Genomic DNA, 25,250 nt, shown 5'->3' with positions numbered 1-25,250 from the left:
CTAATGGCAACGACGAAAAACAGATGGTTATTGCGCCTCGCGCCCTGGTTTTTACCGGTAGGTCTGGTGGCGCTCTGGCAGCTCGCATCATCAATGGGCTGGCTGTCCAACCGCATACTGCCCTCTCCAGAGGGTGTTATCGAAGCCTTCTGGACGCTTTCCGCCAGCGGCGAGCTTTGGCAGCATCTGGCCATCAGTTCCTGGCGCGCGCTGATCGGATTCTCCATCGGAGGATCGATTGGCCTGACGCTGGGACTGATCAGCGGTCTTTCGCGTTGGGGAGAACGCCTGCTGGATACCTCGGTGCAGATGCTGCGTAACGTACCGCATCTGGCGCTGATCCCGCTGGTGATTTTGTGGTTCGGCATTGATGAATCCGCCAAGATCTTTCTCGTTGCGTTGGGCACGCTGTTCCCGATTTACATCAACACCTGGCATGGGATCCGTAATATCGATCGTGGGCTGGTAGAGATGGCGCGCAGCTATGGGTTGTCCGGCTTTTCACTGTTTGTTCATGTCATCCTCCCTGGCGCCCTGCCCTCAATTATGGTCGGCGTGCGTTTCGCTCTCGGGCTGATGTGGCTGACGCTTATCGTCGCAGAAACCATTTCAGCCAATGCCGGTATTGGCTACCTGGCGATGAACGCCCGCGAATTTCTGCAAACCGATGTGGTCGTGGTGGCCATTATTCTCTACGCCTTACTCGGCAAACTTGCCGACGTCAGCGCCCAATTGCTGGAGCGAGTCTGGCTGCGCTGGCACCCGGCTTACCATATAAAGGAGGCTACCGTATGAATACCGCTCGCTTGAACCAGGGTACGCCGCTGTTGCTGAGCGCCGTGACAAAACAATACGCCGCCAATACGGTGCTCAATCAGTTAGATTTGCATATACAGGCCGGGCAATTCGTTGCCGTAGTTGGCCGCAGCGGTGGTGGTAAAAGCACGTTGCTGCGTCTGCTGGCAGGGTTGGAGTCGCCCACCTCAGGCGCATTACTTGCCGGAACCACCCCACTGGCGGAAATTCAGGATGATACGCGTATGATGTTTCAGGATGCGCGTCTGCTGCCATGGAAGACGGTTATCGATAACGTCGGTCTGGGTCTGAAAGGTCACTGGCACAATGCAGCCCGAGATGCGCTGGCCGCCGTTGGACTGGAGAATCGTGCTCAGGAGTGGCCCGCAGCGCTTTCTGGCGGACAAAAACAGCGCGTGGCCCTGGCCCGGGCATTAATTCATCGTCCTGGTCTGCTGCTGCTGGATGAACCCCTCGGCGCACTGGATGCCTTAACCCGCCTTGAAATGCAGGAGCTGATCGTCTCTTTATGGCAAGAGCACGGCTTTACCGTACTGTTGGTCACCCATGACGTCAGCGAAGCGGTAGCAATGGCCGATCGCGTTTTGCTGATTGAGGACGGAAAAATCGGGCTGGATTTAACGGTGGATATTGCACGACCTCGCCGGATTGGTTCCGTGCGTTTGACAGAACTGGAAGCCGAGGTGTTGAACCGGGTGATGCAGCGTGGCGACAATGAAGTTCAGCTACGCAAGCAAGGTTAAAAATGCCGGATGGCGCTACCGCTTATCCGGCCTACGCGTGAATGGTAGGCCGGACCCATCCGGCAATATTATCAGGCTAACGCTTTAGAGATCTTTTCGAACAGATCGCCTGACAGATTCTCCAGACCTTTCAGCTGTTCCAGCGCCGCACGCATCTTCGCCTGACGTTTTGCATCATAACGTTTTAAGCGAATCAGCGGCTCAATCAGGCGTGACGCCACCTGCGGGTTACGGCTGTTGAGCTCAGTCAGCATGTCAACCAGGAACTGATAACCGCTACCATCTTCCGCATGGAATGCTGCCGGGTTGCTGCCCGCGAAGGCACCGATCAGAGAACGGATGCGGTTTGGGTTACTCATGCTAAAAGAGCGATGCTTCAACAGGCCGCGTACCGTTTCCAGTACGTTTCTAGCCGGGCTGGTGGATTGCAGGATAAACCATTTATCCATCACCAGACCGTCATGGTGCCACTTATTGTCATACTCCTGCATCAACGCGTCACGACAAGGAAGCTGCGCAGCGACTGCCGCGGATAGCGCCGCCAGCGCATCGGTCATATTGTTCGCTTCACGGTACTGCTTGCTTACCAGCGTGTCAGCCAGATGGGTTTCGCCAAAAGCCAGGAATCGCAGGCAGGCGTTACGCAGCGTACGCTTGCCAATATCGGCATGCTCAACGCGGTACTCATCAAGATGATTAGCGTTATAGATGGCGAGGAATTCATCCGCCAGCTCGGCGGCCAGCGTGCGGGTTAACGCTTCGCGTACTTCGGTTATCGCCACCGGATCAATGATGTCGAACAGTTCGGCAATTTCATTTACTGAAGGCAGCGTCAGGATCTCTGCCGCCAGCGCCGGATCGATTTTCTCATCCAGCAAAACTGCGCGGAATGCATCGGCCACGTGTACCGGCAGCGACAGCGGTTGTCCCTGCTGATGGCGGGCAACGTTGAGCTTAATGTAGGTCGCCAGCAGGCTTTGCGCCGCGTCCCAACGAGAGAAATCATTACGCGCGTGACGCATCAGGAAGGTCAGTTGCTGATCGCTCCATTTATATTCCAGTTTTACCGGCGCGGAGAATTCGCACAGCAGCGCCGGAACCGGTTGGAAGTAGACGTTATCAAAGACAAACGTCTGCTCTGCTTGGGTGACGTTGAGTACGGAATTCACCGGGTGCCCGCCTTTTTGTAGCGGGATCACTTTCCCTTCGTTGTCATACAACTCGAGAGCGAATGGAATATGCAGCGGTTGTTTTTCAGCCTGATCCGGCGTGGCCGGCGTGCGCTGGCTAATGGTCAGCGTGTACTGTTCAGTTGATGGGTTATAGTCATCACGCACGGTCAGAATCGGCGTACCGGACTGACTGTACCAGCGGCGGAAATGGGAGAGATCAACGTTAGACGCATCTTCCATCGCCTGCACAAAATCATCACAGGTTGCAGCGCTACCGTCGTGACGCTCAAAGTACAGCTGCATCCCTTTCTGGAAGTTAGCCTCACCCAACAGGGTGTGGATCATACGAATCACTTCCGCACCCTTCTCGTACACGGTCAGGGTATAGAAGTTGTTCATTTCGATGACCATATCCGGGCGGATAGGATGCGCCATCGGGCTGGCGTCCTCAGCAAACTGCAGACCGCGCATGGTACGCACATTGCTGATGCGGTTTACCGCACGTGAGCCGAGATCGGAACTGAACTCCTGATCGCGGAACACAGTTAAACCCTCTTTCAGGCTCAACTGGAACCAGTCGCGACAGGTCACGCGGTTGCCGGTCCAGTTATGGAAATATTCGTGACCGATAACGCGCTCAATATCAAGGTAATCTTTGTCGGTGGCGGTATCGGTACGCGCCAGCACGTATTTGGAGTTAAAGATGTTCAGACCTTTATTCTCCATCGCGCCCATGTTGAAGAAATCCACAGCGACAATCATATAGATGTCGAGGTCATACTCGAGGCCAAAGCGCTCTTCATCCCATTTCATGGAGTTTTTCAGCGAGGTCATCGCCCATGGCGCGCGGTCCAGGTTACCGCGATCGACGTACAGTTCCAGTGCCACTTCACGCCCTGAGCGGGTAGTAAAAGTATCGCGCAGGACGTCAAAATCACCGGCTACCAGCGCAAATAAATAGCACGGTTTCGGGAATGGATCCTGCCACTGTACCCAGTGACGACCATTTTCCAGTTCACCCTGCGCCACGCGGTTACCGTTGGAGAGCAGGAACGGATATTGCGTTTTATCGGCGATGATTTTGGTAGTAAAACGCGCCAGCACGTCCGGGCGATCAAGATACCAGGTAATATGGCGGAAACCTTCTGCTTCGCACTGGGTACACAGCGCATCGCCTGACTTGTACAGCCCTTCCAGCGCGGTATTCGCCGCTGGGCTAATTTCATTCACGATACGCAGCGTAAAACGTTCCGGCAGTAGATTGATGACCAGAGCGCCCTCTTCTTCTCTATACTCTGTCCACAGCTCGTCGTTTACGTGGATCGACACCAGGGTCAGATCTTCGCCATTCAGGCGCAGGGGCGCGTCGGACGCGCCATGACGGACAACCTGGCTCACTGCGGTGACCACGGTTTTTTCAGCATCCAGGTCAAAGGTCAAATCAATATCAGTAATCTGGTAATCCGGCGCACGATAGTCGTGACGGTATTTGGCTTGTGGCTGTTGTGTCATAAAAAAACCTTTAGCATCTTTAATAGAGTCTCGGCTTCAGTCTATTCCTGTTGCGTAAATCGCGCTACGCAGAATGTTCATCTTTTCAGGCACAAACACCCTTTTTGCTACATTTTTATAACACGTGGCACGAATTGCCCTCGACCAGAAAGAGAGCTTATGGTGTGATCGGGGTTCAATAAATCGCTAAACAGGGTATACTCCAGCGGTTTTCTTAGTTGTTTATTGTACTAAACGCTCCCGTGAGAGGATGCTACTGCGCACCTATGACACAATTCGCTTCTCCTGTTCTGCACTCGCTGCTGGATACAGACGCTTATAAGTTGCATATGCAGCAAGCCGTTTTTCACCACTACTATGACGTACAAGTAGCGGCTGAATTTCGTTGCCGTGGCGATGACCTGCTCGGTATTTATGCCGATTCTATTCGTGAGCAGGTGAATGCTATGCAGCACCTGCGACTGCAGGAGGATGAGTACCAGTGGCTCTCCGGCCTGCCTTTCTTTAAAGCTGATTACCTCACCTGGTTACGTGATTTCCGCTATAACCCGGAACAGGTTTGCGTCACCAATGATAACGGTAAGCTAAACATCCGCTTAACCGGTCCGTGGCGTGAAGTGATCATGTGGGAAGTCCCGCTGTTAGCGGTGATTAGCGAACTGGTGCACCGTTATCGCTCACCTGAATCAGGCGTCCCGCAGGCACTCGATGAGCTGGAAAGCAAACTAGTAGAATTCTCTGCTTTAACAAAAGATGTCGATATGTCCCGCTTCCATTTGATGGATTTCGGTACGCGTCGTCGTTTTTCGCGCGAAGTACAGCAGGCTATCGTTAAACGCCTGCAGCAAGAGCCCTGGTTTGTCGGTACCAGTAACTACGATCTGGCCCGCCGCCTGTCATTAACCCCAATGGGTACGCAGGCGCATGAGTGGTTCCAGGCTCATCAGCAAATCAGTCCTGAACTTGCCACCAGCCAACGTGTAGCCCTGGCCGCCTGGTTAAATGAGTATCCTGATCAACTCGGCATTGCATTGACCGATTGCATCACCATGGACGCATTTTTACGCGACTTTGGCGTTGAGTTTGCGACCCGCTATCAGGGATTACGCCATGACTCAGGCGATCCGGTGGAATGGGGTGAAAAAGCCATCGCCCATTATGAAAAACTGGGTATTGATCCGCTGAGCAAAACGCTGGTCTTTTCAGATAACCTCGATCTGAAAAAAGCGATTGAACTCTACCGCCACTTCTCTTCCCGCGTACAGTTGAGTTTTGGTATTGGGACACGGCTAACATGCGACATTCCACAGGTTAAGCCGCTTAATATCGTAATTAAGCTGGTGGAATGTAACGGCAAACCAGTGGCGAAGTTATCTGACAGCCCGGGTAAAACCATCTGCCACGATAAAGCATTTGTTCGTGCACTGCGCAAAGCCTTCGATCTCCCGCATATTAAAAAAGCCAGTTAATCCTTCCAGGGAGCCATTTTGGCTCCCTTATTCGCGTTTATTTCCGAAATCTTTCACTCCAGCTACGAATTCTGCTTGTCTGATTGCAGATGCCAGGTAACATAGGTATCCCCCCCATTATGGGTGGACATGTGTTTATATATCCGACTATTAACAGAGAGAATATTATGAGCGTTGTGCCTGTAGCCGACGTACTCCAGGGCCGCGTAGCCGTTGACAGCGAAGTCACCGTGCGCGGATGGGTGCGTACCCGCCGAGATTCAAAAGCTGGCATCTCCTTCCTCGCCGTTTATGACGGTTCCTGCTTTGATCCTGTACAGGCCGTCATCAATAATTCTCTGCCCAATTACAATCAGGACGTACTGCGCCTGACGACGGGTTGTTCAGTTATCGTAACGGGTAAAGTCGTTGCATCACCTGGACAAGGACAGAGCTTTGAAATTCAGGCCACTGAAGTTGAAGTCGCGGGCTGGGTTGAAGATCCTGATACCTACCCAATGGCGGCTAAGCGTCACAGCATCGAGTATCTGCGTGAAGTGGCGCATATGCGTCCGCGCACCAATATGATTGGTGCGGTAGCGCGCGTACGTCATACGCTGGCGCAAGCGCTGCATCGCTTCTTCCACGAGCAGGGTTTCTTTTGGGTATCGACTCCGCTGATCACCGCTTCCGATACGGAAGGTGCCGGTGAAATGTTCCGTGTTTCTACGCTGGATCTGGAAAACCTGCCGCGTAACGATCAGGGTAAAGTCGATTTCGATAAAGACTTCTTTGGTAAGGAAGCCTTCCTGACCGTTTCCGGTCAGTTGAACGGTGAAACCTACGCCTGCGCTCTGTCCAAAATTTATACTTTTGGTCCGACGTTCCGTGCAGAAAACTCTAACACCAGTCGTCACCTGGCAGAATTCTGGATGCTGGAACCAGAAGTGGCGTTCGCTGACCTGAACGATGTTGCAGGCCTGGCTGAAGCGATGCTGAAATACGCGTTCAAAGCCGTACTGGCAGAGCGTGCAGATGATATGAAATTCTTCGCTGAACGTGTCGACAAGGACGCGATTTCACGCCTGGAACGTTTCATTGACGCTGACTTCGCGCAGGTGGATTACACCGACGCGGTAAGCATTCTGGAAAAATGCGGCAAACAGTTTGAAAACCCGGTTTACTGGGGTGTGGATCTGTCTTCCGAGCATGAACGTTATCTTGCTGAAGAGCACTTTAAAGCGCCGGTGGTGGTGAAAAACTACCCGAAAGATATCAAAGCGTTTTATATGCGCCTTAACGAAGACGGTAAAACCGTTGCTGCAATGGACGTTCTGGCTCCTGGAATCGGCGAAATCATCGGTGGTTCTCAGCGTGAAGAGCGTCTGGACGTGCTGGATGCCCGTATGCTGGAAATGGGTCTGAACAAAGAGGATTACTGGTGGTATCGCGACCTGCGTCGCTACGGTACCGTTCCGCATTCCGGCTTCGGATTGGGCTTCGAGCGTCTGATCGCTTACGTCACCGGCGTGCAAAACGTCCGTGATGTTATTCCGTTCCCGCGCACTCCGCGTAACGCCACCTTCTAAACGTGCGTTATTGTTTCAAAGGCCAGCATTGCTGGCCTTTTTTATACCCTTTTCATGTTATCTGGATACCCATCTCACGTTAAACACAACCTTTCAATCCCCTCCACCTGTTACGTAATATTTCATCGCAATACATTTGCACAAAAAATAACCAGTAATTTTATTGTGGATTAGCATTTTCTGATTAAATAGTACATTTTTTAGCCTTTCGCACGGCACTCCAGACGTCCAAAAATCGTTACCTGTAAAATCCAAACTTTCCGGTATTACGGAGAAAAAATAACCTTAGCAAAATTAAATATAAGAAAATCATATAAATAGAAATAAAAACGAGAATTTTGGGCGCAAGGGTATCCGAAGTTTGACGCTGTTCACAAAGTTGCACAAAAATAACATCTTGTTACACATTTTTTCTTTTTGAAACCAAATCTTTATATTTGTAGCACTTTGACGGTAGCGAAACGGTAGTTTGAATGGAAAGATGCCTGTCAGACACATAAAGACACCAAACTCTCATCAATAGTTCCGTAAATTTTCATTGACGGAATTTATTGGCGGCAGTGGCAGGTGTCATATAAAAACCGATGAGGGTAATAAATAATGATGAAGCGCAATATTCTGGCAGTGGTTATCCCTGCTCTGCTGGTAGCCGGGGCAGCTAACGCTGCAGAAGTTTATAACAAAGATGGCAACAAGCTGGATGTATACGGTAAAACCGTAGGTCTGCACTATTTTTCTGATAACGCTGGCAACGATGGCGATCAGACTTATGCCCGTCTTGGTTTCAAAGGGGAAACTCAGATTAATTCCGATCTGTCCGGTTACGGTCAGTGGGAATACAACTTTGCCGGTAACAACTCCGAAGGCGGCAGCGACGCTCAGAATGGTAACAAAACCCGTCTGGCATTTGCTGGTCTGAAATATGCCGATCTGGGCTCTTTCGACTACGGTCGTAACTACGGTATCGTTTACGATGCCCTGGGTTACACCGATATGCTGCCAGAATTTGGTGGTGATACCGCGTACAGCGACAACTTCTTCGTTGGCCGTGTAGGTGGTGTTGCGACCTACCGTAACTCTAACTTCTTCGGTCTGGTTGACGGCCTGAACTTCGGTATCCAGTATCTGGGTAAAAACGAGCGTGATGGCAATACCGGTCGTTCTAACGGCGACGGCGTTGGCGGTTCTGTAAGCTACGAAATGGATGGCTTCGGTATCGTTGGTGCTTACGGTGCAGCTGACCGTACCAACGCGCAGGAAAACTCTTTCTACGCTAACGGTGGCAAAAAAGCTGAACAGTGGGCAACCGGCCTGAAGTACGATGCTAACAACATCTACCTGGCAGCGAACTACGGTGAAACCCGTAACGCAACCCGCCTCTCCACTACCCAGAATGGCGTGACCACCAGCGGCTTCGCCAACAAAACGCAAGATTTCTTTGTTGTCGCTCAGTACCAATTCGATTTCGGTCTGCGCCCGTCCATCTCCTACAACAAATCTAAAGCGAAAGACGTAGAAGGTGTAGGTAACGAAGATCTGGTGAACTACATTGAAGTAGGCGCAACCTACTACTTCAACAAAAACATGTCCACCTATGTTGACTACCAGATCAACCAGATCGATTCTGACAACAAACTGGGTGTGAACTCTGACGACACCGTAGCACTCGGTATCGTTTACCAGTTCTAATAGCAGACCTCTTTGTTAAATGCCTTAAAAACAGGACTTCGGTCCTGTTTTTTTATATCTGCTAGCAAATTCTTGCGTCTTAAAAAAACACCTCAGCTTTTCGTCAGTAACGGTTGGCATTTTGTAAATCTACCGTTAACCTGATAGCGGACTTCCCTTCTGTAATCACTATGGAACCTCGTCATGTTTGAGAACATTACCGCCGCTCCTGCCGACCCCATTTTGGGTCTGGCTGATTTGTTTCGTGCCGATGACCGCCCTGGAAAAATAAACCTCGGGATCGGTGTATATAAAGATGAGACAGGCAAAACGCCGGTACTGACCAGCGTAAAAAAAGCCGAGCAATATATACTGGAAAATGAAACCACCAAAAACTACCTTGGCATTGACGGTATTCCAGAGTTTGGTCGTTGCACTCAGGAATTACTGTTTGGTAAAACGAGTTCGCTTATCAACGATAAACGCGCACGTACAGCACAGACCCCTGGCGGCACTGGCGCACTGCGCGTGGCAGCTGATTTTCTCGCAAGAAATACGTCGGCTAAACGCGTATGGGTGAGCAACCCAAGCTGGCCGAACCATAAGAGCGTCTTTAACTCTGCCGGTCTGGAAGTTCGTGAATACAACTATTACGATGCAGCGAACCACTCATTAGACTTTGATGCGCTGCTGGCCAGCCTCAGCGAAGCTCAGGCTGGCGATGTGGTACTGTTCCACGGCTGCTGCCATAACCCAACCGGTATCGATCCTACGCTTGAGCAGTGGCAAACGCTGGCTCAGCTTTCTGTCGAGAAAGGGTGGTTGCCGCTGTTTGACTTCGCATACCAGGGCTTTGCCCGCGGTCTGGAAGAAGATGCAGAAGGTCTGCGCGCATTCGCCGCGCTGCACAAAGAGCTGATCGTTGCCAGTTCCTACTCCAAGAACTTTGGTCTGTACAATGAGCGCGTAGGTGCCTGTACGCTGGTTGCGGCTGATGCTGAAACCGTCGACCGTGCGTTTAGTCAGATGAAATCAGCCATTCGCGCTAACTATTCCAACCCGCCAGCGCACGGCGCATCCGTAGTTGCCACGATTCTGAGCAATGACGCGCTGCGTGCCATCTGGGAACAGGAACTGACCGATATGCGCCAACGCATTCAGCGCATGCGTTTACTGTTCGTGAATACGCTGCAGGAGAAAGGTGCGAACCGCGACTTCAGCTTTATCATCAAACAGAACGGCATGTTCTCATTCAGCGGTCTGACAAAAGAGCAGGTTCTACGTCTGCGTGAAGAGTTTGGTGTCTACGCTGTCGCTTCCGGACGTGTAAACGTTGCAGGAATGACGCCAGATAACATGGCGCCGCTGTGCGAAGCGATTGTCGCAGTACTGTAATCTATCGCGTACAAAAAAGGCCGCAATAGCGGCCTTTTTATTTATCTGCGGTATTACCAGACAGGCATTTCGTCCTGCAGGAACGGGTTATGAAGCCGTTCGTTACCCAGCGTAGAAAGTGGGCCGTGACCCGGAATAAACGTCACGTCATCGCCCAGCGGCAACAGTTTACGTTTAATCGAATCGATCAGTTGGCTGTGATCTCCGCGCGGAAAATCGCTTCGCCCTACGCCACCTTTGAAAATCACGTCACCCGAAATCAGTAACTTTGATTGCTCATCAAAGAAGACCACATGTCCCGGTGTATGACCCGGACAATGCAACACCTGCAACGTCACGTTGCCAACGCTGACCCGATCACCTTCGTTCAGCCAGCGATCGGGCGTCAGCGGCTCACAATCGCCCAGGCCAAACATGCGGCTCTGCGCAGGGAGCCCCTGTAGCCAGAACTCATCTTCTTTTTCCGGACCAATAACCGGTACACCATAATGCTGTGCCAGTTCAGCTGCCGCCCCAACATGATCAAGATGACCGTGAGTAAGCAGGATCTGCATTAGCGTCAGACCGCTGGCATCCACTTCCTGTTTGATTTTCTCGGCATCGCCGCCGGGATCGACCAACGCGGCCAGACGAGTCTGCTCACACCAGATTAGCGAGCAGTTCTGGGCGAATGCAGTGACCGGAATAATACGATAGTTCATACAGCTCCTGTTTCATTAAGCTTATGGCTCACCAGTGCCGTGCAGGGCCGGTGTCAATATGCACAAAGTTACTGCTGGGGTAGTATCCTACACCACCTGCGCGCATAGATAACGCAGCTTTGCGAATATTACTTAATGCGATGCCTTCAATATGGAAATCCATGGCCTGGCCTTTGGTGTGGTAGCTTTTCTTGGCCACACCGCGACTGCGCGCACGTAGTTCATTATTGGTATCGACGGAACGATAACCGGAGATCAGCTGTACGGGTTTACGCGTACCCAGCAGGCCCTGCAGACGGAAGAGTTGATCAAACAGTCCGGGGTCAATGGATTTCACTTTATTGGCCCGAAAATCACGGAAAAAGTGGTTAAGTTTTGCTAATTCGTCCTGAATATAGCCCCTGCCATCAAAAAACTCTGCTTTTATTGACTCACCGGTATGCAGGTTATTCAGAGTCAATATACGCGGACGTGGGGTAGAGAGTGTTGCAAACGCAGGCGTAGGCAGGATGGCAGCGCCGAGGGCAATACCACCAAGCGCCAGCAGTTTGCGGCGATTAGCGTCAAATTTGTCCATGGTATTAAGGTCTACAAGGTCAATGTTATCGTATGTATGCTCTAGCGCACGCGGGAAACCTTATCTGGCTAAGTAGTCCACGTCAAGGCTCCCAACCCCAGGAAATACGGGGCTCACAGCCATTTTGCCCCGTTTCCAGCATAACTTACGACAATCATTTTCCTCGAACTGCTTCATTTATCTGATTAATTGCTCGGCTTTTGACACAATTTGTGCGCTGGATCGCGCTGTCAGATCGTAATTGTAAATATCTGTACGATACTGCGTGCGACCATCCGGGCCAACAAATGCGGTCAGATAGTAGAGGTTGACCGGAATATTCTGGCGAATATTCACGTACCGCGTATCCCCTTGCTTCAGGGCATCCGAGATGCGGGTATCATTCCAACCCGCGTCCTGTAGCAGCATATTCGCCAGCTCAGATGCCTTATTCACACGCACACAGCCGGAACTTAACGCCCGCGTATCTTTCTGGAACAGATTGTGGTTCGGCGTATCGTGCAGATAAATAGCGTCCGAACTCGGCATATTGAATTTATAGCGTCCGAGCGAGTTACGTGCGCCCGGAGCCTGCTGAAAGCGGAACGGCAGATTGGACGCAGTGATGGTGGCCCAGTCAACCTGCCACGGATCTATCGTCTCTTTACTGTTCCAGCCGCGCATTACGGTATAGCCGTGACGTTCAAGATATCCCGGATCATTCCATAACTTAGGCAGAATATCTTTTCGGGCCAGCGTCGGCGGAACGTTCCACGGTGGGTTAACGACCACGTTATTCAGCGCACTACTCATCATCGGCGTTTTGCGATCTGGACGCCCGACAATAACGCGCGAGGCCAGCACCTGATTGCCATTCTGATAATAAACCAGCGAATAGGCAGGAATGTTCACCATGATACCGGTAGACAGCTCACTCGGCAGCAGGCGTAAGCGCTGAATATTTAACGCCAGCACGCCCGCACGCTGAGCGGGCGTCACGTTCAGCCAGTCACGCGTGGCAGGGCCAATCGCGCCATCGGCGCCAAGTCCCTGCCACGTCTGAAAACGCTTTACCGCATCAACCAGTTCACGATCGTAGGTGCCACGACCTTCTTTGCCAGACGTACTGACGGCAGGCTCCAGCATCCCGGTTCGTCGCAAAATTTCACGCAGCGCAGGGATGTCATTACTCCACTCCCCCGGACGTAGCGTTGCTGTACTGGTGAGCTGCGGCCAGGGATGTGTATCACCTACCAGCTTGAGCAGCGATTCATGCATGGCTGCATACTGCGGATGCTGAGGCGCCAGGCTGGCAACAAACGAAGTTAGTTGACCGTTATCCAGTGCGACCTGCCACTGGTTGATGACAGAAATCGGCGGCGTCGTTAGCGCATAGGGCTTATCGCTGTAAAGCCAGCGATTACCTTTGACAGGTATATTAGCGATAAAGTGCAGATACCCCATCATCGCATCCGAGAGCACAATGTCTCTCGCCTGACCGGTTACTGCCGGATCAGTCAGAAGTGCAACCCAGGTAGTAAACTGCGGCTGAAAGCCAGCAATCGCGACCTCGGCCAACTGTTGTTGAAAGGCCTTTACCGCATCACGATTTTCCCACATCGGCTTCATTTCACGTGCGGCATACAGCAGTTCCAGCTGGCTCATGTAGACCGGCGTATAGCCTGCTGGCAGTTGAGAGTGTATTTCGGCGCGGGCTTTATCGACAGACACGCCTTCTGGCAGCGGTTGAATACCCGCCATGATAGCCGTCGCAGAAGATTGAACCTGCGGCTGCGATAACGCTGTTGGCTGTTCACTGACGGTCGCAGAGCTATCGCCAGGGATCATTTCAGGCTCATCGGCCTGCGCATTGAACAGTGGAGCGAATGTTACGGCCAGGCATAAACTGATTGCCGACAGCCGACGACCACACATTTTATTAAGCAACATCCCTTGCCCCCTGTTTTCTTTATCATACTCTGAATAGCCAGGCCGCCTGTATTCCCCTTTATTTTGACGGGGGCGGACCTGTAAAACGCCAATACAAACTGAAGTATGACGAGCAAGCCCGTGACGCGTTGGGCTTACCTTTAGTATATAAACATCAAAAAGTTTTTGCCTAACCTAATGTAAAGAAGTCTAAAGAAATTACACCAGGCATAACGTCTTTGCGGAAAAAAATAAGGCGGCCTTGTAGCCGCCTTTTTGCTTAGCTTGCCTGCGAGGAGGCATCTTCAGTCCCCGGCAGTGGTTCCGGTAACTGAGGCGCAAATCCGCGCAGCCCCACCACATGAACGTGCTCGGTGTTTTGGAAGACTTTACGCACCAGTTTGTAGGTGGTGCCTTTCTCTGGGCTGATGTTTTCCGGCGCAGCGATAATCAGCTGCATCTGCAAACGCTCACACAGCTCAAACAGAGTCGCAATAGAACGCGCATCGAGTCGTGCTGCTTCATCAAGGAACAGCAGGCGGCAAGGAGAGATGTCTTTCCCGCGCAATCTGCGACCTTCATCTTCCCAGCTTTGCACCACCATCACCAGAATAGACATCCCGGTCCCGATCGCTTCACCCGTTGACAGCGCGCCAGATTCAGCACGCAGCCAGCCGTCAGAACCACGGTTAACCTCAACTTCCATTTCCAGATAGTTACGATAGTCCAGCAGCTCTTCACCAATGGTTTGCGGCGTGCGTTGCCCCATGTCGATCTGCGGATTCAGGCGCTGATACAGCTTCGCCAGCGCTTCTGAGAAGGTCAGGCGATTGCTGTTAAACAGATCCTGATGCTGTTCATGTTGCTCTGAAAGTACGTCCAGCAAGGTAGCATGCGTTTCACGCACATTGACGTTCAGGCGAACGCTGTTAACCTGGCCAAACGACACACTTTGCAGCCCCTGGTTCAGCATGCGAATACGGTTCTGTTCACGCTGAATGGTCTTACGAATAATGTTCGCCACGCTGCGTGAGCTGATCGCCAGTTTCTGTTCACGAGAGGTTAATTCTTCCGTCAGACGGCTCAGCTCAATCTCCATCTGTTCGATGGCTTCAACCGGATCGTCGGTACGGATAATATCCTGGCGAATACGTTCACGCAGATGCTGGTAAACCGCGACGAAGAACTGGATTTTGCGCTCTGGGCGTTTTGGATCTTCAGACATACGCAACACATCGCGCAGGTGTTCGTTATCCGCAACCGCCAGACGTAGCGCACCGAGCGCCTTATCCGACATCGAACGCAGTTCGTCACCGGAAAGATAGGCCAACTCGCGACGGTGCAGACGACGTTCCACACCGTTATCTTTCACCATCCGCATGACTGCACACCAGCCGGCTTTGGCGGTGACTACCTGCTCACGCATTTCATGATAATCACGTTCCAGCTTGCGCAGTCTGCGGGTCAGGTTTTCCATCTCCGCTTCGCAGAAGGTCAGTGCTTTCTCAAGTTGGTTGCGGCGTGCACGGTTGTTGCTGAGCTGCGCATGCAGTTCGTCACGACGGATACGCGCGCGCTCTTCGGCACCGCTGTCCGCACGAACACCAATATCCTGCAGTTCACGTTGTAAATCGTTAAGCAGCTCTTTTTTGGTGTCATAAGAGCTTTTTAGCGATGCCATGACCTGGTTATACTGGCTTAACTGTCCAGCATGACTGCGCAGCGCCTCACGAGCGCGGGTACGTTCGGCTTCCGCCTGTTCCAGGCGTTCACGCAATTTTTCGTTTAGATCGCTATTACCGCTCAGCATTTCGGCTGAGTCGGAATAACTAAAGTGAGCCCGACGCTGTACGACTTCAGTCAGCGCAAAAGCCTGCTGACGTGCGTCGCGCTGCATCTGCTGGGAATACGTATAGTCTTCCTTCAGCTGTTCAAACTGCTCAGGGTCATTTTGCAGAACTGAAACGATTGGTTCCAGTTTCGCCAACTGATTGCCATGTTGCTGTACAAAACGCGCGGCTTCCTGAGCTTCATCCAGACGCTCGCGAATTTCGTCCACGCGATCGGCCAGCGTGTCATCGGCCAGCAGATTCAAGCGCGGCAGCAGGCGGTTCAGCGCGGAGACACCCTCTTTCGCCTGTTCAAACTGCATACGGCTTTGCTGGTTATCATTTTCATGATTAGTCAGCGCACGTTCCAGTTCAACGCGACGGCCATTCAGTTGGCGAATTTCCGCTTCTGGATCGGCTTCAAACGCCACCGACAGATGGCTGCCGATAAAGCGGCTGAACGCCTGATGCAGACGCTGGGTTTTCTGGACATCAAAGGAGAGCGTGGCGAAACGTTCAGACAGCCCTTCACGCTCGGCATGCAAGGTTTCGATACGGCTTTCACGGGCTGCACGACCAAAAATAGGCACCTTCGGGAAGCGGGAATAACGCCATTGACGCTCGGCGGTTTTCACCACCACCGCATTTTCCAGTTCATCAACGCTGAAGACGCTATCATCAAACGACTGCGGATCCCCTTCGATGAAATAGAGATCTTCCGGGCAATCCGTCAGCCCTTCAAGCTGTTCGGTAATTAGTGATAGATCCGGTACCACGATGGCATGGCGCGAAGGACCATACAGCGCAGAGAAGTACGGGGCATCTTCAAGGCTAACGTCATCATAAATTTCTGACAGCAGCACGCCGCCAAAGCGTTCCGCCAGCGCGTTCAGACGCTGATCTTCCGCCCCGCCCGGCTGACTTAAACGTTCAATCTCTTCATCAACCGCATTTTTACGTGCACCGACTTCATCACGCTCAACAATGGCCTCACGCTCGCGCTCCAGCAATTGTTGCAGATACTCGGTCACATCCTGGCTGGAGGTAAACTCTTCGCCACACTGCTCGCTAAGCTGATTCAGGCTATTTTGCGCAGCCAGCCAGACAGGTGCCCGCTTCATCAAATGCTGAATACGGGATTGTAGCTGTTCCTGTTCCTGACGCAGCGTCATACGCTGTTCGCTGGCAGACGAGACGCTGTCCGACAAGGCGGCGATGCGCGCTTCCAGTTCCTGGTGCAGCGCTTCCAGCTCATCGATATCAAACTGTTTACCCTGACGCTTGCAGAATTCGGCCAGCAGACGCTCGGCATCCTGCTGTTCGCGCAGACGCTGCTCCAGTTCGCTCAGTCGCATACGCAATGGCTGAACCTGTTCCGCCAGGTGGCGCTGTTCAACGCCTTCGCGCAGCAGTTCACGCGCCACGCTCCAGGCTTCACTACGTGCCAGCGGGCCGTTGATAGCCGCCACCAGCTGATAAGCCTGTTCGAACTGGCTATGCGCGGTTTGCGCCACGCTCATTTTTTGTTCAAGCGTTAGCAGCTTTTCAGTGGCTTCCTGCTCTTTGGCCTGGAAAGTCTCCAGCCATTCGGCGGCGCTGTCGGCTGTCAGATCCGGTAGGTGGCAGAGCTCTTTCGCCCGATTTAGGGCCTGGATCGCCTGGGTATACTGGATGGCTCGCGTCTGCTGGACGTCCAGCGCCTGCTGGTAATCGGCAAGCTGGCTTTTCAGCTCATCCACTTCCAGTTCGGCGGCTTCCGCGCGGGCTTCGTTTTCATCCTGGCGGTCAACGGCTTCCGCAACCACCTCATTTTGTTCTTCAAGACGGATCTGCAGTTCTTCGAGATCCGCTTCGTAGCGTTCAATTTTTTCCTGCTGACGCAGCGCGGTTTGCACCAGATTCAGGTGATCGCTCGCGGCCTGATAATCGGCTTCCAGATCGCCTTCGGCGCCGTTATGCTCGCCCAGTTCACGCGCCATATCCACGTGCTTGTACTGCTCTGCCGCCAGCTGCTTACGTGAGGTATACAGTTCACGACGATATTCCAGTGCTTTATCCAGATGGATACGACGTTCGTTGGCGTGGCGCATATAATCCGCAGCCACATAGTTGGTCGCTTCGCTGATCAAATGTTTAAACAGGTCGCGGTCAGACTGGGTTACGCGAATCGCTTCCAGCGTCATGCGGTTTTCACGCAGCGCGGCTTCCATATCCTGGAACGCTTTACGGACGCCGCCGTTTTCCGGCAGCAGGTAGTCACGCAGTGAACGGGTAATGGCGCTGGAGATCCCGCCGTACAGCGAGGCTTCAATCAGACGGTAGAATTTACTACGATCAGACGCGGAGCGCAGGCGACGGGCAATGATGCCCAGATCGAACATCAGCGAATGATAATCGGTTATTGAGTTGAACTGCTTAAACTGCACACCTTCCATCTCATCAAGCTTCTCTTTCAGCTCAGGTAGAGACAGTACGCGCGCCTGGCGTTCGTTCAGCGTTTCCGTCACCAGTTGGGTTGGTTGTACCGACATCGGCAGCCCCTGAATGGCAAACGGTTTGATATCCACTTTGCGATCACGACCCGCAACCTGTTGCAGACGCACACCCACGACCACGCGCTGATGACGCGAGTTGAGGACGTCGAGCATTGAGTAACAGACCCCTGCTTTCAGCTTACCGTGCAGACCTTTATCACGTGAACCGCTGGTTGCACCAGCTTCGGTGGTGTTACGGAAATGCAGCAGGGTTAAGTCCGGAATGAGCGCCGTAACAAATGCCGCCATGGTGGTGGATTTACCCGCACCGTTACCACCGGACAGCGTGGTGACCAGCTCATCGAGATCAAACGTACGGGCAAAAAAACCATTCCAGTTAATCAGCGTAAGTGAGCGAAATTTACCGCGTTCAATCATTATTCTTCTTCTCCACTGTCCGGCTGATTTTCTTCGGGCTCATCGTTGAGCTGCAGACGGTTCTCGACCGCCATCGCTTCACCATCACGAATTAAGCGACGCTGTGCTTCACGCGGATCGTCACCGCTACGCACATCCGCGCCAAAGCGGAAGACAGATTCTGTAATACGGAATTTGCTGCTGTCGTGGCCCAGAAACCACACCATGCCTAAGCGGCGCAAACGGTTGAGCGAAGAACGCACTTTTTCCTGTAGCTTCTGGCGGTCAACGTCAGAACCGGTTGAACGGTTGTTCACCAGCTTCAGCAGTTTGGCTTCATCCGCCAGCGTTAACAGCTCGTCATACAGCTCTTGCTGGGTAAAAATCCCTTCGTTCGCCAGGCGTTCCGGGCTGAGATAGAGATAGCAAAGAATTTTACCCACCATCATGTCCAGTTCAGACAGGACCGAACGCGGAATGAGCGTCGTTGAACGCGGACGAAGGTAAAAGAACCCTTCCGGCGCACGGATCAATTCCACGTTATAGCGGCTGTAAAACTCTTCAAAATATTCCTGAAAATCCATCAGGAAGGCATGATTATCCAGTTCATCCAGACCGATATGGCGGCCCGAACGTAAGGCACTATCCAGCGCCGGAAATAACGGATTCGCCAGCGCCTGCGCCAGCTTTACCGGCATCACTTGTTCAATATTTGTCAATGACATGCGCCTGTACCTTGGCTCCGTAATCATTAATCGGCTGCCATTTGGCTGGCAGTCCGGTGAAGTCTGCTTGCGCTACGCCAAGGCGTACCGCCTGATCGATAACAATACGCGCGACGTCGAAATGACGCGCACGTGGGTATTGCGCCAGATACTCGCGCACTACCAAACCGAGATCCAGTGGTGTTTGTCTGGATTTGTAGATAGCCAGCTGTTCTTCGATGATCGCCGCCAGTTGTTCACGGATCTCGTTAAATTCTTCATATTCCAGATCTTCCGGAAGTTCACCAGTGACCTCTTCGTCACGCAGCACCATCTCCTCGTCACGCATATCCAGCAGACGATCGGCGTTGGCATAGGTCAGCGCCCATGGGTCGTCAAAGTAGGTCTGCACAGACTGACGCAGACGCTGGGCGAAGACGCGATTTTTATCCATATCGATCGCGGTACGGATAAATTTATGCACATGACGATCGTAGCCGATCCACAAGTCAATGGACTGCTGACCCCAGCTAATAATGCGGTCGAGCTTGCTTTGTAAATCAAACACCAGCCGATCAACAAAATGCAAATCATCATGCGTCATTGTGGCGTCCTGGATGCGTAACAAGTTAGCCTGCAGCTTATCCCCCGCCGCTTCCAGCGTATCCTGCAGTTCACGCAGCGTACCAGACGTTTCAGAAAGCAGCAGTTCACAGCTGGAAATCGCCGCCCGCCAGTCTTTGTTTAGCAACTGTGCGATGTCGTCTTTTACCTGCTGCTGCTGTTCATCCATGATGCGCTGGGTCAGATCGATACTGTCGAAAATCTCCGCCACCGAGTATTTCAATGGCGCATAGACGTTGCGGTGCCAGTGGAACTCATCGCCACCTTCCGCTGCCGCATCCGCCGCGCGCTTCAGTTCGCCTGCAACAATCGACAGTTGCATGGAAAGACGCAGCGTAGAGAACTCGCGCTGACGAATATAGTAATCTGTGATGCCAATCCCGAGCGGCGTTAAACGGTAAATGGCGTTGCCTTCAGCCTGCTCGCTGGTAAAGCGGTTCAGCAGACGTTGACGCACCATGTCGTTGATCGCGTTGTTGGCGCGGACGCCGATGGTTTCGCTGGTTTGCTCAAACGCATCACTCACATGGCGGAACGCATCCACCAGTTCACCTTCACTCATCTCACCGTCAAGTCGCTCACCGTTCAATGTGGCGACCGCCAGCAGGAACGAAAGTCTGTCTACCGGCAGAGAGATGGAGAAGTCATTTTTTCTGGCCCAGGCAACCAGTTCGGGGACTGTCTGGGAAAATTCACTCATAGGTTATCCTTGCATCTGCGGCTCGGGCCGGACGTTTAATCGCGGTGACATGAATATAGCGCCCAAGGCTGATATACGGTTCCTGGCGGCAATAGCGCGTTTCTATTTCTGTTAAAGCATCAAAACAGTCATGCTGTTTTTGTTTATCACGCAGATAATCATGAAACACCCTCACGCCCGTTTTACCGGTTATCTCCCAGCCAATCTCCTCCAGCCAGCCATAGACCTGCTGAGGGTCGCGCGGGAAATCGGGAGACAACGTGCGCCGTTTCTTTTTATACATTCCCTGCTGTACATAGCCGAAATTACCGACCAACACATTACGCATCAACAGGCCATTTGCATTGTAGAACATCAGCGATAAAGCACCGCCCGGGCGTAACATCGACCACAATGTTTTTAAGACGGATTGTGGATCGGCCACCCATTCCAGCACAGCATGAAACAATATCAGATCAACCTGAGAATCCAAATGCTGTGGGATGTCCTGAGCGGCACAATGTATAAAATGCATGTTGTCGCTCACACCTTGCTCTTCTGCCGCCCGTTGCGCTCGCGCCACCATCTCAGCAGAAAGATCGCACAAGGTAACGTGATGGCCCCGCTGCGCCATCAGAATGGCTGTCTGCCCTTCTCCGCCACCCGCATCAAGCACACGCAATGTCTGGCCCGCGTAGTCGGCAAGAAGTTTGTCCAGATCCTGCCAGAGGATCGTCTGGCGAAGCTGACCTTTAGTGGTGCCGTAAATGTTACGGGAAAACTTCTCTGCAATGTCATCAAAATTGCGATCCCGCATCGGGCTCTCCACATGCTGGCTTTAGGGTGACTAAGTAAAACCGCTATTTTGTCACACCCACGCCGAGAATGAACCTTCCTGGTGTAATATCGCTGCAGATCCCCTGCTGTATGGTTAAAAAAGGAACCAAAAAGGATGCTTTTTACGCTGAAGAAAGTGATTGGCGGTATGATGCTGCCACTTCCGCTAATGCTCATTATCATGGGTATAGGCCTGGCGCTGCTCTGGTTTAGCCGCTTTCAAAAAACAGGGAAAGTGTGCATTAGCCTGAGTTGGCTGGCGCTGTTACTTCTTAGCTTGCAACCCGTCGCTGATAGCCTACTGAAACCGATTGAGGACAGCTATCCAACCTGGCAGGATACACAAAAAGTGGAATACATTGTGGTGCTGGGCGGAGGGTATACCTGGAATCCTCAGTGGGCACCAAGTTCAAACCTAATCAGCAACAGTCTTCCGCGTCTGAATGAAGGTATTCGCCTCTGGCGTGCTAATCCGGGATCGAAGCTTATCTTTACCGGTGCTGCGGCAAAGAGCAATAACGTCAGTACTGCAGAAGCAGGAGCCCGCGTAGCGCAGTCACTGGGTGTGCCACACGGTGATATCATCACGCTGGATAAACCTAAAGATACTGAAGAAGAAGCCGCAGCGGTTAAGCAGGCCATCGGCAGCGCGCCGTTCCTGCTGGTGACCTCCGCATCGCACTTACCACGAGCAATGATTTTCTTCCAACAGGCTGGACTACACCCGTTGCCCGCGCCGGCTAATCAGTTAGCAATTGATTCACCGCTAAATCCGTGGGAACGCGCGATCCCCTCTCCCGTCTGGTTGATGCACAGCGATCGCGCTGGTTACGAAACATTGGGTCGCATCTGGCAGTGGTTAAAAGGTTCAGGCGAGCCACGGCAGCAGTGATTTCGTTGCCAGATCAAAGTTGGTGCGATTAAAACGTCCTGTGTTGACTAGTTGCGCCACCTCATCCCATAACACATACAGCCAGCGCCGCCAGATGAAGGACTCCGCCACGGGCGCGCGTTGCAGGTATTGCCAAAGCAGGCTTTCCGCCAGCGCGTTATCCATTAAACGGAACAATTCATACTCTCTGGGTGCCCACAGCATCAACCCCGGTCCCACCATGGCCAGTAGCTGATCGCTACGGGCGTCTTTGAGCATGCTACGTAAACTGAAATTACCGTGGATCAGTACGCAGTTATCATTGAATCCTTCAAATAAAGCGGGTAAACACTCACGGGTACGAAACAGGATGCGCTTATCCTGCATCGTCAAGCCAGTATTGTTGAACTGATTTAACGTGGTCCACAGCACCTCAACACGCTGGCGATACCAGGATGGCCAGATATTCTCTTGCGTGTTATCCACCATGCCCACGCAGCCACGGCTATCCTGCCGATGCCATGACAGCAGACCTTCTACGATCTGATCTTTTAAATGTTCCCAGCGTTCGGGCGTTCGGGCTGGCGCTTCCACCGGCACACCCCGTAAACGCTCAAGCAGTAACACATCGGGGCCGGGATGCTCTTCGTGGGTTAAGACCCCGTAAATGACGGGCATACGCACCGTACCGCTGCGCGCTAACATGGAGGTTTTCCATGCCAGTTGCTGCGCCATACCTGGCGTGGTGAAACTTCTCGCCATCAGCGGCATCGGATTTCCCTGGCTGTCGTACAGTGACCACAGGGCCGTATCCACTTTTTCATTCACGCATTCTATACGACTGAGTTTTTCGCCCAGCAGGTGGCTGAGTTCGGCACGCAACTGTTCCATTTCAGATTGCCCTCATAAATGCTACTGCTTTCATAATGAGCGTCGGGCAGACAGATGTCACCCGGATGAGATCAATTGATGAAAAGAAAAGTGGAGGGAAAGCGCAACGATACGACACTCCTCCCAAAAATACACATCAATATGGGGGAGTGCCGTGAGAAAAACTAATGCATTTCGGCGCGAACGCGCTCGAGATCTTCGGTAGTGTCTACGCCGGTACCCGGGACTTCTTTTGCGACGGCAACGTGAATTTTTTCACCGTACCACAGCACTCGCAGCTGCTCCAGCATTTCGATATGCTCAAGCGGGCTAGGCTGCCAGTTAACATAGCGGCGAATAAAACCGGCGCGATAGCCGTAAATGCCCAGATGGCGCAGGAAGGTGTCCCCCACCGTTTCCAGACTTTTGGCGAAACGATCGCGATCCCATGGGATGGTCGCGCGTGAAAAATAGAGCGCATATCCTTCAGCGTCCAAAACGACTTTTACCGCATTCGGATTAAATGCCTCTTCCGCACTGTGAATCGGAGCCGCAAGAGTCGCCATGCCGACCTGACGTTGCGCCAGATTCTCAGCCACCTGGCGAATAATGACCGCCGGAATCATCGGCTCATCACCCTGTACGTTCACAATAACGGTATCATCGCTAAAACCACATTTCTCGACGACTTCCGCCAGGCGTTCCGTACCAGACTGGTGATCGGCGCGGGTCATGCATACTTCCCCCCCCACCGCTTCTACCGCGCGAGCGACATCCTCGTGATCGGTGGCCACGATGATACGTTCAGCACCAGATTCACGCGCACGCTCCAGGACATGCACGATCATTGGCTTGCCGTTGATATCCAGTAGCGGCTTGCCCGGCAGACGAGTGGACGCATAACGCGCAGGAATAATGACCACAAAACTCATGATTTACTCTCATCAGCAGTCAGAACGCGGGCTTCGGTTTCCAGTAACACAGGAATGCCATCACGCAGTGGGAAAGCAAGGTTATCCAGTTTACAAATCAGTTCCTGTTTTTCCTGGTTAAACCAGAGTTTGCCATTGCATACCGGGCAGGCAATGATTTCAAGCAGACGATGATCCATAGTTCCTCCAGATGGACCGGATTGTGAATCCGTAAATATTAACATAATCGCTTAAAGGGCTGGGTCTATTTCCCAACCATGGCGTGCATCAGCAAATAAACCTTCAGGATAACGTCCCAGCGTAACGCGTGTTGCCTGCTGCCAGCGGGCAAAATCGTCAATCGCCTGAAACAATCCTTTTTGCAAAGTCACCCCAGGCTTAACCCCATCCTGTAACCACAGCGAAATCACGTCCAGCACGCCCGTTTTACGGTGCATTTTGGCATCCATTCGCCCAACTAACTGCCCGCGGTGCAGCAACGGCAAGACGAAATAACCGTACTGACGTTTTGGTGCTGGCGTGTAACACTCCAGCCGGTAGCTAAAATCGAATAGCTGCTCTGCCCGTTTACGATCCCAAACCACCGGATCAAAAGGCGATAACACTGCGCTGTGGGTCGCCGTTAATTTGCCCGCCAGCGCCTGTTCGAGTAGCGGCTGAAGGTGGCTATGCAGCCACAGCGTTCCCAGCCCTTCAACGTCGACAGGAATAATCTGTTGCTGTTCCGCCCGTTCGTTGCACCAGTTTTTTAGCGCCGGGCGCTTCAGGCGGTAGTAGTCTGCCAGCCATTGTTCGCGGAAAATCCCCAGACTGCGGGCGCTGTTATCCAGCATAACGCTTTCAGCATCTTCCTGCGAAAGTGGGTCGCGTTCATCGTCCCAGTGTGGCATGACGCGATGGGTTAAATCATACACGCGCTGGAAATTACGCCGTTCCACCACCATCACTTTCCCGGCAGTGAACAGCCCTTCAAGATGACGCTTCTGCGGTTTCCATTCCCACCAGCCGCTGGTCCCCTTGCGTGGATGCTCAAAATCAGCAGATCGTACCGGTCCGTTATACTGGATGTGCTGGAGCAGTTGCTCAATTTCATGAGCATGTTCTTTCATCCACGCCGCTTTATACTTCCAGCCCATATTCTCCGGGGCCAGCATGCGGTGACGTATCAGCATAAAATCGCTGCGCGGCAAAAAGCAGGCCTCGTGCGCCCAGTATTCCATCAGTTCGCCCTGCTGTAACGAGTCGTCCAGCCATTGGGGTGAATAATCTCCTAAACGACTAAACAGCACCAGGTAAGGACTTCGCGCCACAATATTGATAGTATCGATTTGCAGTAACGACATGCGCGAAATAGTCGCGAGAATATCTGCCGGGGTTGCCCGACGGCGTGTTTTTTTCAGCAGACCTTGAGCGGCAAGGTGAAGATGACGGGCATCCGTCAGAGAAAGGTGCGGCAACGACATCTATGGCCTCATAAATGATTC

The 25,250-nt window shown here is 52.5% G+C and carries 19 protein-coding genes; 7 read left to right on the top strand and 12 right to left on the bottom strand.

The annotated features are described in order from the left end of the window. Positions 1-3: 3 nt before the first annotated feature. Positions 4-795, top strand: coding sequence for an aliphatic sulfonate ABC transporter permease SsuC (ssuC, locus tag OGV71_RS22985; protein ID WP_003035843.1), 792 nt, complete (start codon positions 4-6; stop codon positions 793-795). After that, the gene (ssuB, locus tag OGV71_RS22980; protein ID WP_003035840.1) at positions 792-1,559 is read left to right on the top strand and encodes an aliphatic sulfonates ABC transporter ATP-binding protein; all 768 of its coding nucleotides are present in this window, start codon (positions 792-794) and stop codon (positions 1,557-1,559) included. The genes ssuC and ssuB overlap by 4 nt, the downstream gene beginning before the upstream one ends. A gap of 71 nt (positions 1,560-1,630) precedes the next feature. On the opposite strand, the gene pepN is transcribed toward ssuB, so the two are convergent. Beyond that, positions 1,631-4,243 carry an aminopeptidase N gene (gene pepN, locus OGV71_RS22975; protein ID WP_286534057.1) on the bottom strand — a complete coding sequence of 871 codons (2,613 nt, stop codon included), beginning with the start codon at positions 4,241-4,243 and terminating at the stop codon, positions 1,631-1,633. A gap of 266 nt (positions 4,244-4,509) precedes the next feature. Here pepN and pncB point away from each other — a divergent pair, with 266 nt between their 5' ends. The 4 genes from pncB (at position 4,510) to aspC (ending at position 10,343) form a co-directional block, all read left to right on the top strand. Beyond that, positions 4,510-5,712 (top strand): nicotinate phosphoribosyltransferase, encoded by a 1,203-nt coding sequence (gene pncB / locus OGV71_RS22970; protein ID WP_003836860.1) that lies wholly within the window; start codon positions 4,510-4,512, stop codon positions 5,710-5,712. Positions 5,713-5,879: 167 nt separating this feature from the next. Further along, entirely contained in the window at positions 5,880-7,280 is a 1,401-nt protein-coding gene (gene asnS, locus OGV71_RS22965; RefSeq protein ID WP_003035832.1) for an asparagine--tRNA ligase, read from the top strand. Positions 7,281-7,880: 600 nt separating this feature from the next. Beyond that, positions 7,881-8,969: a porin OmpF gene (gene ompF, locus OGV71_RS22960; RefSeq protein WP_003035828.1), complete on the top strand. Its 1,089-nt coding sequence runs from the start codon at positions 7,881-7,883 to the stop codon at positions 8,967-8,969. Positions 8,970-9,152: 183 nt separating this feature from the next. Then, complete coding sequence (gene aspC / locus OGV71_RS22955; protein WP_003035825.1) at positions 9,153-10,343, top strand: aspartate transaminase; 1,191 nt, start codon at positions 9,153-9,155, stop codon at positions 10,341-10,343. A gap of 53 nt (positions 10,344-10,396) precedes the next feature. Here aspC and OGV71_RS22950 read toward each other — a convergent pair whose 3' ends face one another. The 7 genes from OGV71_RS22950 to cmoM form a co-directional block, all read right to left on the bottom strand. Then, positions 10,397-11,044, bottom strand: coding sequence for an MBL fold metallo-hydrolase (locus OGV71_RS22950; protein ID WP_003035823.1), 648 nt, complete (start codon positions 11,042-11,044; stop codon positions 10,397-10,399). 28 nt (positions 11,045-11,072) lie between these two features. Continuing rightward, positions 11,073-11,621, bottom strand: a complete 549-nt coding sequence (gene mepK / locus OGV71_RS22945) for a peptidoglycan L,D-endopeptidase MepK (RefSeq protein ID WP_003035820.1) — start codon at positions 11,619-11,621, stop codon at positions 11,073-11,075. A 177-nt stretch (positions 11,622-11,798) separates the two neighbouring features. Beyond that, entirely contained in the window at positions 11,799-13,550 is a 1,752-nt protein-coding gene (ldtD, locus tag OGV71_RS22940) for a L,D-transpeptidase (protein WP_071697304.1), read from the bottom strand. A 259-nt stretch (positions 13,551-13,809) separates the two neighbouring features. Next, positions 13,810-18,270: a chromosome partition protein MukB gene (gene mukB / locus OGV71_RS22935; protein ID WP_204583796.1), complete on the bottom strand. Its 4,461-nt coding sequence runs from the start codon at positions 18,268-18,270 to the stop codon at positions 13,810-13,812. Then, positions 18,270-18,974, bottom strand: coding sequence for a chromosome partition protein MukE (mukE, locus tag OGV71_RS22930; RefSeq protein WP_003035809.1), 705 nt, complete (start codon positions 18,972-18,974; stop codon positions 18,270-18,272). Before mukE ends, mukB begins: the two co-directional genes overlap by 1 nt. After that, positions 18,955-20,277 (bottom strand): chromosome partition protein MukF, encoded by a 1,323-nt coding sequence (gene mukF / locus OGV71_RS22925; protein WP_003836877.1) that lies wholly within the window; start codon positions 20,275-20,277, stop codon positions 18,955-18,957. Before mukF ends, mukE begins: the two co-directional genes overlap by 20 nt. Next, entirely contained in the window at positions 20,270-21,073 is an 804-nt protein-coding gene (gene cmoM, locus OGV71_RS22920) for a tRNA uridine 5-oxyacetic acid(34) methyltransferase CmoM (protein ID WP_106902526.1), read from the bottom strand. The genes mukF and cmoM overlap by 8 nt, the downstream gene beginning before the upstream one ends. 135 nt (positions 21,074-21,208) lie before the next feature. On the opposite strand from cmoM, the gene elyC reads away from it, so the two are divergent. Next, complete coding sequence (gene elyC / locus OGV71_RS22915) at positions 21,209-21,985, top strand: envelope biogenesis factor ElyC (RefSeq protein WP_061547823.1); 777 nt, start codon at positions 21,209-21,211, stop codon at positions 21,983-21,985. On the opposite strand, the gene OGV71_RS22910 is transcribed toward elyC, so the two are convergent. From OGV71_RS22910 to OGV71_RS22895, 4 genes are all read right to left on the bottom strand, one after another. Continuing rightward, the gene (locus tag OGV71_RS22910) at positions 21,962-22,855 is read right to left on the bottom strand and encodes a YcbJ family phosphotransferase (protein WP_003035798.1); all 894 of its coding nucleotides are present in this window, start codon (positions 22,853-22,855) and stop codon (positions 21,962-21,964) included. The genes elyC and OGV71_RS22910 overlap by 24 nt on opposite strands. Positions 22,856-23,019: 164 nt before the next feature. Continuing rightward, complete coding sequence (kdsB, locus tag OGV71_RS22905) at positions 23,020-23,766, bottom strand: 3-deoxy-manno-octulosonate cytidylyltransferase (protein WP_071697302.1); 747 nt, start codon at positions 23,764-23,766, stop codon at positions 23,020-23,022. Next, a complete protein-coding gene (gene ycaR, locus OGV71_RS22900; RefSeq protein WP_003035793.1) occupies positions 23,763-23,945 on the bottom strand; it encodes a protein YcaR in 183 nt (60 codons plus the stop codon). The genes kdsB and ycaR overlap by 4 nt, the downstream gene beginning before the upstream one ends. Positions 23,946-23,996: 51 nt before the next feature. Beyond that, the gene (locus OGV71_RS22895) at positions 23,997-25,229 is read right to left on the bottom strand and encodes a winged helix-turn-helix domain-containing protein (protein ID WP_204583798.1); all 1,233 of its coding nucleotides are present in this window, start codon (positions 25,227-25,229) and stop codon (positions 23,997-23,999) included. Between the last annotated feature and the right edge of the window lie 21 nt (positions 25,230-25,250).

Source organism: Citrobacter sp. Cf088 (assembly GCF_030334295.1).
GTDB classification, from domain to species: Bacteria; Pseudomonadota; Gammaproteobacteria; order Enterobacterales; family Enterobacteriaceae; genus Citrobacter; species Citrobacter freundii.
This window is presented reverse-complemented; position numbering and strand designations above follow the sequence as displayed.